Consider the following 12,041-nt stretch of genomic DNA (forward strand, 5'->3'; position numbering starts at 1 on the left):
TAACGTCTAAATACAGCTTTATAATCAAATGCTATGGTTTAAAATTTTGATCGAAATCATTATATTTCGCATCTTTAATACTTTTTTTAGTTTCAGTATCAAAGCCCTCTGCAAAGATACCTTTACGCGTACCAATTGGTTGAATGACATAAGTCATATGCGGTTCATCTTTAAATACAACTTCTTTGTAATAAACACCCTTTTTGGCACTATAAAGTGTCTCCTCTGATTTAATTTTATCAGTTAAATTCCTTTGCTCTAAATAACTATCAACCGTTTTAATGTTTCTGTGGCCTTGATATGTTTTCATTGCAAAAAAGAAAGCGATTGCTACTACTAATGAAATAGCTAAAATAATACAAATTCTAATCCATTTTTGTTTTTTACTCATTTTGAAACTCCTTTGCACACAACCTAGTCTCAACATATTTAATCACTATCTAAATTATTATGAATGATAGTTAGAAAATTTTAAAGTATTTCTATATTTCTGTAACAAAATAGCCTAACAATTTATCTCTAATTCAAAATAAATCTACACTTACACCCTTTATGTAGATGTACTTTGAAATAACGTTTAAATGACTTGAAAAGTCCATAGAATACTATGATAACGGGCTTGACAATACTTTTAGTTCATACTATCTTTAAATAAGTTAAGGGGGGAAATATATGTATGTAAAGGACAGTTATTTAAGTAATCAATTATGTTTTTTATTATATGTTACTTCTAAAGAAGTCATAAAAAAATATACTCACTATTTAAAAAAGCATGATTTAACATATACAAGCTTTATGGTCATCATGGCTATCGAAAATGATGAAAAAATAAATATTAAATCACTTGGACGTCGTGTCTTTTTAGATTCTGGAACACTTACACCTCTCTTAAAGAAATTAGAGAAAAAAGGCTATGTACAACGTATGCGTGAAAAAGAAGATGAACGAAATCTTCAAATTACCCTCACTGAAAATGGTATTAATATTAAACCAACGTTGGAAGCTATCTCTGACCAAGTCTTTGATGATTTTGATATTACACATGAAGAAAACGAAGAGCTCGTTAATAGCTTAAAACATGTTATTTCAAAAAACTTCGACTATACAGCTAACTAATATTTAATCATAGCAAAAGCATGAACTACTTATTTATCGCAATGACTAGGCTTTATACATAATAGAACTTTTGCCATGTATTTCTTATTCCACACCACTATCTTCTTCTCCTGTTCTATAATACCTTTCGCTTTACGTTCATCGTCTCTGTTACTATAATGTACTTTAAAAGTAGCATTTTACAACTATACTATGCTTACTTAAATAAAGGAGAGACAATCGTATGAATAATAGAGATTTTTTCGATCAATCCATTTTTAAAAATAACCCAAAAGATGTATTTCGTGATTTAGGAGAACAAGTATTCAATCAATTTTCATCAAAAAGCTTCCCAACAAATATTTATAATCAATCAAGCCAGTATGTATTAGAAGCTGAATTACCAGGCGTTAATAAATCAGAAATTGAACTTAAATTTGAGCATTCTGCACTAACAATTAAAGTACAAAAGCATGTATCAGAACAAACAGGTAGCGTCCAATTAAATGAACGTGCAAGTGGCGAGCTAGTCAGACATTTCGAATTTAATGATATTGATAAATCACAAATTAAAGCAAGCTATGAAGATGGCATTTTAGTCGTTACTTTACCTAAAGAAGTAAGTGCACAAGATCAGTCGACTACAATTACAGTAGAATAATCAATGATATATTAAAGAGCAATACAAAGCTATCATTAGCCTTGTATTGCTCTTATGAATGTATAAACTTATTTTGCGTATTCTTTTTTATATAAGTGTCCCATTGTAATAAATGCTAAGATACCAAATATTGCTAAAAGAATAAACGCTAAATGACTTGAACCTGTTAATCCTGTTACGTAAGTAATCACTAGTGGTGGGAAGAATCCGCCTAAACCACCCATCATTGAAACAATACCATTAGCTGCACCAGATTCATTTGCAAAGTATGAAGGCACGAGTTTAAATATTAAACCATTACCTAAACCTGCACAGATACTGATTGTTAAACAACCAATCGTAAATAATGCAATATGACTTGAAATGCCTAAAATAACGGCACCTATAACCATAACGATAAAGTCAATCATTAGTACTTTAACCGCATTAAACTTATCTCCAAGAATCCCTCCGACCGGTCTCAAGAATGTAGCTAAAGCTATAAATACACCTGATCGAATCCCTGCATCTACTTTATCAATACCAAAATTATTTACTAAGTAGTTAGGTAAGAATAATCCAAATGCTACAAAAGCACCAAATGTAATAAAATACCATAGACTTAAATAATATAATTTGTAATTTGATGATAATTTTTTAAATTGAGATGCTAAAGGTACTTTCACTTTTGGTTCATTTTTATCACCAAAAATGAACATTAAAACGGCAAAAATAGCAATGATAATCAAATAACTTCTTACTGTTGTTTGCCAACCAATAATACCTGCAATCGGTGGTGCTAAGAATGATGATACTGCTGTACCAATGTTACCCATACCGTAAATACCATTCGCAAGTCCTACTTTATCTTTTGAGAAATATTTTGGTACAGACGTTACACCAACTGAGAAAATCGCGCCACCAACACCTAAAAAGAATCCTGATAGCATTAACATGCCTGGTGTTTGTGCTTGTCCTAAAAAGAATATTGGGAATAATAGAACGACAAAACTACAGAAGAATACCCATTTTGCGCCGATAACATTCGTTAAATAGCCAAATGGTACGCGTAGTATTGAACCTAATATAACCGGAATTGCCAGTATAATTGATAACTGACCAGGATTAACTTTAATATCTTGTGAGATATACGGCATTAATGGAGAAATGATACTCCACGCCATGAATCCTACTACAAGACTTAACGTTTGTAATGTAAGTTGAAAGCCACCTTTTGTCTTATACATTTTTTCACCTTCATCATTTCATTTTCTTTATCAGTAATTGTTATATAAAAGAGGTCAAAAATTTATATTTCAATCACATTACTGATTACATTTAAATTTTAGTAGATTTGTGAAAAAATGAACATAAGGACATTCCCTTATACTGCCGGGGAATCCCCCTATATTTTCTATCCCAAAATAAACATAAATAAAGAGGCCAGGATGGAATTCTTCTCGAATTCGACTTCCTAGCCTCTTAAGGATGATTAGATTTGAGAACAGCTTAATTTAAGAACCGTCTCAATTCAGTTAGCTACTGCGCATTTGCTATGTAGCTTAAATGATGTTTTTACCTATAACACATTCGTTTTTAGAGATGTAAATGTAATTAAAAATCCAACAATTTCTTTTTCAATGCATATTCAACTAACTCGGGCTTAGATTTTAAATCCAGTTTCGTCATAATATGTGTCTTATGTGCTTCGACCGTTTTAACCGACACAAACAACTTTTCGGCAATATCTTTATTGCCATACCCCTTAGCAATGAGCGGTAAGATTTCTAGTTCTCTTTTAGATAAAATTTTAAAAGGATCATTCGTAGATACGTCATCTGAATGCTTATGATTCACAAATTCATTAACTAACGATGTCGTCAACTTCATATCTACATAGGTTTCACCTTTATAAACTGTGCGAACTGCTAACAATAACTGTTCGTCAGGTGCATTTTTTAAAATATAGCCTTTAGCGCCATTACGAAGAACGTGGAACAGATATTCTTCATCATCATACATCGTTAATATTAAGATTTTAGTTTCTGGAAAGCTTTCTGATATCTTACTTGTCGCTATTAAACCAGATTCACCAGGTGGCATACTTAAATCCATAATTAAGACATCTGGTTTATGTTCCATCACTTTCTGATAAGCCTCTCCCCCATCAGCAGCGGTTGCAACAACTTCCATATCTTCTTGAAAGTTTAATATCATTGAAAATCCTGTTCTAACGACTGCGTGATCGTCTGCGATTACAATCTTCACTTTATATTCCCCTAACTTACTTTAAACTGGTACTTCTAACGTTATAATTGTCCCCTTGCCAATGTGCGTTTCAATGTTCACTGACCCTTTGACAAGTTCTGCTCTTTCGTTCATACCATATAATCCTAACCCAGTGCCTTGTGGTTTCAAATTAGGATCAAAACCATTACCTCTATCAATCACTTCTGCGATAAGACCCTCTGGCGTTTGTTGGACAGACACATCTACTTCATATACGCCAGCATACTTCAATGCATTAAATATTGCCTCTTGAACTACTCGATAAACGACGGTTTCAATTTCACTATCGAAACGTTGATTTTGAATATTTGATTGATACACAACGTTAAATCCATAATTTTGTTCTAATTGCTTGAAATACGATTTAAAAGCCGCTTCCAATCCTAAATCATCGAGTGATGAAGGTCTTAGTTCAACTGACATGTTTCGAATGTCATTAATTAAATTAGACATTAAAACTTCAATGTGCTCAGATTTCTCAATCAGTTGTGACATATCTTGTTGATATTTTAACAACCTCAACTCAACATCTACATTTAACATTTCTTGAACAACACTGTCATGTAGTTCTCTAGAAATACGTTTTCTTTCGTTCTCCTGTGCGGCAATCGTTTTACGTAACATTTGACGTTGATACATTTTTTCTTGACGCTGAATTTGTGGTGATATGTCTTGTAATGTAAAGGCATAGATTTGAGCCTCTTCATCAATACATTGATAAGACGCTGTAAAAGGTTGAATCTTATTATCCACAGTCTTCATGAACACTTGGAAGTTCATATCATTCGGCTTTGTTGTATCTAAATAACAATTAATACAACTTTGTAATGCAAATTCATTAGAGTAACCTTCACAACGATTACATATTGCATTCGTCATAGCACTGTAGTTATTGTCCTTTGAAATGATTTCTTCAGCAGCATCATTCATGGCAATAACTTTACCATCTTTATTCACAAAGACGATTTTTTCGTTCGTTTTTTCATAATATTTTTTTAGTAAGTTCTCTAAATCGAGATTATAAACATCCAACATTAGGATCACCTACATTTCTTCTGAAAATGTCCATAGCTTACCATGAATATCCAACGTTTCATAATCAGGTAACGCCTTACCATCTCTTTGACCTAAGAGTAAGACGCCATATACTTGATTATTGTAACATAATGGAATCGCAACCATTGCTGTCAAGTCTTCAGCAATTAAAATAGGATATTTAATCTTATCTTCAGGTGATAAACTTGAAGCAACGTCGTCAATAATCATTCGTTTACCAGTCTTCATAACCATACCCGCTAAGCCACGGCCTTTACGTAAGATAATCATTTTATAACGTTGATTCGTATTGCCTGAGACATAATGCCATTTAATAGGCGCTGAACTATTATGGTGTTCATATAATGCTACACCTGCAAAATCGTAGCCTTCGTTAACCCTTAGATCATTCAATTGTTGTTGGAAATCCTGTTTCTTAAAAACTGGAGTGGTCGTAATCACATTTGAATCTCCTCTCATACTCATGAACGTGTTTTATGTTTACGATAAACAATATATCTGCGATTAGTATACGATAGTGGCACACTCCATACATGTACTAAACGTGTGAATGGCCAGCAAGCTAAAATTGTAAATCCTAGTAAGATGTGAATTTTAAATGATAATGGCACATCTGTCATTAAGCTTGCATCAGGTGAGAAAGTAAATAAGTGTCTAAACCAGATAGATATCGTTTGACGATAATCAAAGTCACTTACCACCGCATTCGTAACTAATGTTGAATAACAACCCATGAAAATAATTAATATTAATAAAAAATTGACAAAAATATCAGATGCTGAACTTAGCTTTCTAACATTTTTAATTGTAATACGTCGTGCTGTTAAGAGTAACATACCAATAAACGTCATTATACCAAAGATACTACCAATGTATACAGCACCAAAATGATACATTTCTTCACTAACCCCTAGGCCATCAATCCATTTGGCTGGTATCGCAAGTCCTACAACGTGACCAAAAAATACTGGAATGATACCTAAATGGAATAATAAGCTACCCCATTTTAATTGTTTCTTTTCTAAGAATTCACTAGATTTCGCAGTCCATGAGAACTGATCATATTTATAACGTGCAATGTGGCCAACAATAAAGATGGCTACACACAAATAAGGAAAGATAATCCATAAAAATTGATTAAGCATGAGATGTCACCTCATTTGGAATTTCTAAGCAAGCTTTCAATGTATTTCTTAACGCACGTATCACGTAAGCATAAGGATTGTTGTCTTGCGCTAATTGATTGGCCATTTCATACGTACCATCTTCAATAATCATAATAACCAATTCAATATTTCCTTCAGCACGTGGATCGTTTTGCCATGTTGCTACATGCAAGAACTGCAACATCAACGGTAGATAATCAGATAACTCATTATCTACCATTTTCAAACCAAACATTTCATATAACACTTTAAGTTTGGCTAACATTTGTCCGCGCTCTTTTTGCGTATCAAATTTGTTATAAGTCATATAGAGTGGTGATTTTTTATTGAAATCAAATGTATCTGTATAAATCGCTTTAATTTCTGATAGTGTGAATTGATGCATGATTTCTCTATATTTTACTAAATCATCGTAACCAGGATGTGATGGCTCAATCGTTTCTTCAAATGTTTTTGGATGAAACGTAAGTTTCTCAGGAAAAATAAGTTGCTGTGCAATATAGCCAAAGCTTTCTTGATAATAATGAAATTGTTGTAAATTAATCACGGAAAATACCTCCATAGAAATTCTCATTATAAATTTCTTGTCCTGTTTTTCCTGAACCTACGGGAACACCACAGCCTTCACAATTATCACCAAAGTACTCGCCACCGTATCCTTGACTACCTTGTGCATGATACGTATCTAAATAAGTTTCTTTATGAGATGTTGGTACAACAAAGCGGTCTTCATATTTCGCTAAACCTAATAATCGATACATATCTTTAGTTTGAATTTCAGATAATCCAAGTCTTTCTAATTTCGATGTATCAAATTCTTTACCTGTAACTTGTGAACGCATGTAGCTTCTCATCATTGCCATCTTTTGTAGTGATTCCTTAACAGGTTGAACATCACCAGCGGTAAATAGATTTGCTAAGTATTCGATTGGTAAACGCATTTCTTCAATTGCTGGGAAAATCATATCTGGATTTTGACCAGCATTTTTTCCTTCGAAATAGCTCATGATTGGGCTCAATGGTGGGCAATACCAAACCATAGGCATTGTTCTAAATTCTGGGTGTAAAGGAAATGCTAATTTATATTCGATTGCTAATTTATAGACTGGTGAGTTTTGTGCTGCTTCAATCCATTCATAGCTAATACCATCTTTTTCAGCTTGTTCAATCACAGCTTCATCGAATGGATTTAAGAAAATGTCTAATTGTTTTTCATATAAATCTTGTTCATTTTCAGCTGAAGCTGCTTCATGAACTCTATCAGCATCATATAATAAGACACCTAAATATCTCATTCTACCTGTACATGTTTCAGAACAAACAGTTGGTAATCCCGCTTCAATTCTTGGGAAACAGAATGTACATTTTTCTGCTTTATTTGTTTTCCAGTTGAAGTACACTTTTTTATAAGGACAGCCTGTCATACAATAGCGCCAACCACGACATGCATCTTGGTCAACTAAAACGATACCGTCTTCATCACGTTTATACATGGCACCTGAAGGACATGACGCAACGCAACTAGGGTTTAAGCAGTGTTCACATAGACGAGGTAAATACATCATGAACGTTTCATCAAATTGGAATTTAATATCTTCTTCGATTTTTTGGATATTTGGATCTTCTGGACCAGTAATATGTGCGCCAGCTAAGTCATCTTCCCAGTTAGGTCCCCACTCGAGATTAAGTTTTTCGCCAGAAATTAATGAGTGTGCTTTAGCCACTGGTGAATGTTTACCTTCTTTAGCAGTTGTTAAATGTTCATAGTTATATGTCCATGGTTCATAATGGTCTTTAATTAGTGGCATATCTGGGTTGTAAAAGATTTTACCTAACGCCATTTTTGTCCAACGACTACCAGATTTAAGTTCTAATTTTCCTTTTTTGTTTAAGACCCAACCACCTTTATAATGTTCTTGGTCTTCCCATCGTTTCGGATATCCGACACCTGGTTTTGTTTCTACGTTGTTGAACCACATGTATTCCGCACCTGGACGGTTCGTCCAAGTGTTCTTACATGTTACGCTGCAAGTGTGGCAACCTATGCATTTATCTAAATTTAACACCATTGCAATTTGCGCTTTAATCTTCAAGCCAATTTACCTCCTTCATCTTTCTCACTGCTACGTATACGTCACGTTGATTTCCAATTGGTCCATAATAGTTAAAGTGATAGCTAATTTGTGCATATCCACCTACAAGTTGGGTAGGTTTTAAGTGAATTCTTGTTGGTGCGTTATGTGAACCACCGCGTGTATCTGTAATTTCTGACCCTGGTGTTTCAATATGTTTATCTTGTGCGTGGTACATGAACATTGTGCCTCTTGGCATACGGTGTGATGTGACAGCTCTTGCAGTTACAACACCGTTTCTGTTGTATACCTCTAACCAATCATTATCGTTAATGCCATGCTCTTCAGCATCTTCATTAGATAGCCAAACGACTGGGCCACCTCTAAATAATGTCAACATACGTTCATTATCTTGATATGTTGAGTGAATATTCCATTTACCATGAGGTGTTAAATAACGTAATACTAATGCATCTTGTCCACCTTTAACTTGCTTATCTCTCGTACCAAATACCATTGGTGGTAACGTTGGTTTGTATACTGGTAAGCTTTCACCAAATTGTTGGAACACTTCGTGATCGATATAATAACTTTGTCTACCTGTGAGTGTTCTAAATGGTACAAGACGTTCTATATTGGTTGTAAATGGTGAATATCTACGTCCATTTTTATTTGAACCAGGGAACACAGCTGTTGGTATTACTTCACGTGGTTGTGACGTAATATTTAAGAATGAAATCTTTTCTGATGCACGTTCTTTTGAAATATCTTTCAATTCCATACCTGTTTGATTTTCTAAATCTTCATATGATTTTTGTGATAATTTGCCATTTGTCGCTGAAGATATATTCAAGATGGCATCTGCTACTTTTCTAGCTGTATCGATACGTGGACGATTCGTTCTAACTGATTCAGCATCTTCATCATTCCAAGTACCTACCATACTTTTAAGTTCTTCATATTCGTCTTTAACACTAAAGCTTACGCCGTGTGCACCAACTTTTCCTTTTTCAAGTAGTGGACCTAAAGTTACATATTTATCGTAAATTTTAGTGTAATCTCTTTCTACAACTGCGAAGTTTGGCATTGTTTTACCTGGAACAGCTTCAACTTCACCTTTAGACCAGTCTTTAACGATACCGTATTCAGAACCCAACTCTTGTTTAGAGTCATGGCCAAGTGGTGTCGTTACAACATCTTTAAATGTACCTGGTAAATAATCTTTTGCCATTTCAGAAACAGCTTTACTTAATGTTTTATAAATATCCCAGTCTGAACGTGATTCCCATAATGGATCAATAGCTGGATTAAATGGATGAATGAATGGATGCATGTCTGTTGATGATAAGTCATGTTTTTCATACCATGTTGCTGCTGGTAAGACGATATCTGAGTACAATGGTGTCGCAGTCATTCTGAAATCCAACGATACTAGTAAATCTAATTTACCTTCTGTATCTTCACGCCATTTAATTTCTTCTGGTTTATCTTCTTCATTAGGTTCAGCCATTAATCCTGAACGTGTACCTAATAAATGTTTCATAAAGTATTCTTGTCCTTTAGCAGAACTTGAAATTAAATTTGAACGCCAAACAAATAATGTTTTTGGATGGTTCTTTCTTAAATCTGGATCTTCGATCGCAAATTGCGTTTCTTTATTTTTCACAGATTCTATCGCTTTATTTAAAATAGCTTCATTTGAATCATCACCCTCATCTTTGGCTTCTTCCCCGAATAATAGACTATTTTTATTAAATTGAGGGTAAGATGGTAACCAACCTAATCTCGCTGCCGTAACATTATAATCAGCTGGATGTTGATGTTTAATATTATTTGCGAGTGGTGATTTCAATTTATCAACATTAGATTCTTCGTATTTCCATTGGTCCGTTGCAAAATAGAACCAACTTGTACCATTTTGTAAACGTGGTGGTCCTTGCCAGTCTTTAGCAAAGGCTACAGTATTCCATCCTTCAATTGGTCGACATTTTTCTTGTCCAACGTAGTGTGCCCAGCCACCACCGTTCACACCTTGACAGCCACATAATAGAACTAGATTTAAAATCGCGCGATAAATCGTATCTGAGTTGAACCAGTGGTTAATACCCGCACCCATGATAATCATTGAGCGCCCTTCTGTATCAATAGCATTTTGCGCAAACTCTCTTGCTACTTGTGTCACTAATTCTGGTTTAATACCTGTTACACGTTGCTGCCATGCTGGTGTATATTTTGATTCTGCATCATCATAAGATGCTGCTTCTAATTCATGATTAAATCGTTTAATACCATATTGACTTGTCATCAAGTCATATACCGTCGCAACATACACTTCTTTGCCGTTAGCTAATGTGACTTTTCTAGCTGCAATCGGTCTTTCAAAGATGCCATCACCTTGACTATCAAAGTAAGGGAATTGAATCGTTTTGATTTCATATGTGTCTTCCGCCATAGACATTGCTGGATCAATCTTAGAACCATCTTCATTTTCTAATTTTAAGTTCCACTTCTTGCCTTCTTCCCAGCGTTGACCCATTGTGCCATTAGGTACTACAAATTGACGACTATTGATATCGTGAATGACCGGTTTCCATTCACTATTTTCACTATCCATACCTAAATCACTTGCACGTAAAAATCGCCCTGCTTTATAACCATTGTCGTCTTCATCTAACATAATGACGAAAGGCATATCTGAATATTGTTTAGAATAATTAATGAACATATCACTCGGATTATCTTGATAATATTCTTGTAAGATAACGTGTGTCATCGCTTGTGCTACCGCTGCATCTGTACCTGGATTAGGTGCTAACCAGTTATCTGCAAATTTAACATTTTCTGCGTAGTCTGGTGCTACAGAAACCACTTTAGTTCCTTTGTATCTTACTTCTGTCATAAAGTGTGCATCCGGTGTACGTGTAAGTGGTACATTTGAGCCCCACATAATAATATAAGCAGCATTGTACCAGTCACTTGATTCAGGTACGTCTGTTTGTTCACCCCAAATTTGAGGTGACGCAGGTGGTAGATCGGCATACCAATCATAGAAGCTTAGCATTTCTCCACCAAGTAAATTAATAAATCTCGCACCTGCTGCGTAACTAATCATTGACATCGCTGGAATAGGTGTGAATCCAGCAATTCGGTCTGGACCATCCTTTTTAATGGTATACAAAATTTGTGCAGCGATGATGTCTGTTACATCTTTCCAGTTAGCACGAACATGGCCACCTTTACCACGTGCTTGTTTATACATTTTCGCTTTCTCTTCATCTTCAACGATTGAAGCCCAAGCAGCAATGCGGTTACCATTATTTTCTTCTAAAGCCGTATTCCATAAATCTAATAATTTCCCTCTAATGTATGGATATTTCACACGAAGTGGACTATATTCATACCAAGAAAATGATGCACCACGAGGACAACCACGCGGTTCAAATTCTGGCATATCAGGACCACAACTTGGGTAATCAATTTGTTGGTTCTCCCATGTGATCACACCATTTTTTACGAATACTTTCCATGAACATGATCCTGTACAGTTAACACCATGTGTTGTTCGAACTACTTTATCGTGACTCCATCTTTCACGGTACATTTTTTCCCATTCTCTACTTTTGCTCTCAAGAACTGACCAGTTTCCATTAAATTTTTCAGTTGGTTTGAAAAAGTTTAATCCAAATTTTCCCATCTATATGAATCCTCCTACCGTTAAAGGTA

11 protein-coding genes are annotated in these 12,041 nt (G+C 34.7%); 2 read left to right on the top strand and 9 right to left on the bottom strand.

Annotated elements, in window-relative coordinates; translation table 11 throughout:
- Positions 1-31: 31 nt before the first annotated feature.
- Complete coding sequence (locus HMPREF3239_RS02965; protein ID WP_053028693.1) at positions 32-391, bottom strand: DUF3139 domain-containing protein; 360 nt, start codon at positions 389-391, stop codon at positions 32-34.
- A 281-nt stretch (positions 392-672) separates the two neighbouring features.
- Here HMPREF3239_RS02965 and HMPREF3239_RS02970 point away from each other — a divergent pair, with 281 nt between their 5' ends.
- Together HMPREF3239_RS02970 and HMPREF3239_RS02975 are read left to right on the top strand one after the other, a co-directional pair.
- On the top strand, positions 673-1,116 hold the full coding sequence (locus HMPREF3239_RS02970; RefSeq protein ID WP_070854657.1) for a MarR family winged helix-turn-helix transcriptional regulator: 444 nt from the start codon (positions 673-675) through the stop codon (positions 1,114-1,116).
- 223 nt (positions 1,117-1,339) lie between these two features.
- Positions 1,340-1,756 carry an Hsp20/alpha crystallin family protein gene (locus HMPREF3239_RS02975; RefSeq protein WP_053028695.1) on the top strand — a complete coding sequence of 139 codons (417 nt, stop codon included), beginning with the start codon at positions 1,340-1,342 and terminating at the stop codon, positions 1,754-1,756.
- 68 nt (positions 1,757-1,824) lie between these two features.
- On the opposite strand, the gene HMPREF3239_RS02980 is transcribed toward HMPREF3239_RS02975, so the two are convergent.
- The 8 genes from HMPREF3239_RS02980 to HMPREF3239_RS03015 form a co-directional block, all read right to left on the bottom strand.
- The gene (locus HMPREF3239_RS02980) at positions 1,825-2,982 is read right to left on the bottom strand and encodes a nitrate/nitrite transporter (protein ID WP_070854658.1); all 1,158 of its coding nucleotides are present in this window, start codon (positions 2,980-2,982) and stop codon (positions 1,825-1,827) included.
- A gap of 367 nt (positions 2,983-3,349) precedes the next feature.
- Positions 3,350-4,003 (bottom strand): nitrate respiration regulation response regulator NreC, encoded by a 654-nt coding sequence (nreC, locus tag HMPREF3239_RS02985; protein WP_011274985.1) that lies wholly within the window; start codon positions 4,001-4,003, stop codon positions 3,350-3,352.
- Between the two features lie 21 nt (positions 4,004-4,024).
- A complete protein-coding gene (gene nreB / locus HMPREF3239_RS02990; RefSeq protein WP_053028697.1) occupies positions 4,025-5,059 on the bottom strand; it encodes a nitrate respiration regulation sensor histidine kinase NreB in 1,035 nt (344 codons plus the stop codon).
- Positions 5,060-5,068: 9 nt separating this feature from the next.
- Entirely contained in the window at positions 5,069-5,518 is a 450-nt protein-coding gene (gene nreA / locus HMPREF3239_RS02995; protein ID WP_053029050.1) for a nitrate respiration regulation accessory nitrate sensor NreA, read from the bottom strand.
- Between the two features lie 23 nt (positions 5,519-5,541).
- Positions 5,542-6,225, bottom strand: a complete 684-nt coding sequence (gene narI / locus HMPREF3239_RS03000) for a respiratory nitrate reductase subunit gamma (RefSeq protein ID WP_070854659.1) — start codon at positions 6,223-6,225, stop codon at positions 5,542-5,544.
- Positions 6,218-6,793, bottom strand: coding sequence for a nitrate reductase molybdenum cofactor assembly chaperone (gene narJ, locus HMPREF3239_RS03005; RefSeq protein WP_070854660.1), 576 nt, complete (start codon positions 6,791-6,793; stop codon positions 6,218-6,220). The genes narI and narJ overlap by 8 nt, the downstream gene beginning before the upstream one ends.
- Positions 6,786-8,339, bottom strand: a complete 1,554-nt coding sequence (gene narH / locus HMPREF3239_RS03010) for a nitrate reductase subunit beta (RefSeq protein WP_070854661.1) — start codon at positions 8,337-8,339, stop codon at positions 6,786-6,788. The genes narJ and narH overlap by 8 nt, the downstream gene beginning before the upstream one ends.
- Positions 8,329-12,012 carry a nitrate reductase subunit alpha gene (locus tag HMPREF3239_RS03015; protein ID WP_070854662.1) on the bottom strand — a complete coding sequence of 1,228 codons (3,684 nt, stop codon included), beginning with the start codon at positions 12,010-12,012 and terminating at the stop codon, positions 8,329-8,331. The genes narH and HMPREF3239_RS03015 overlap by 11 nt, the downstream gene beginning before the upstream one ends.
- Positions 12,013-12,041 lie beyond the last annotated feature (29 nt).

This window comes from Staphylococcus sp. HMSC34C02, from assembly GCF_001838705.1.
GTDB classification, from domain to species: domain Bacteria; phylum Bacillota; class Bacilli; order Staphylococcales; family Staphylococcaceae; genus Staphylococcus; species Staphylococcus borealis.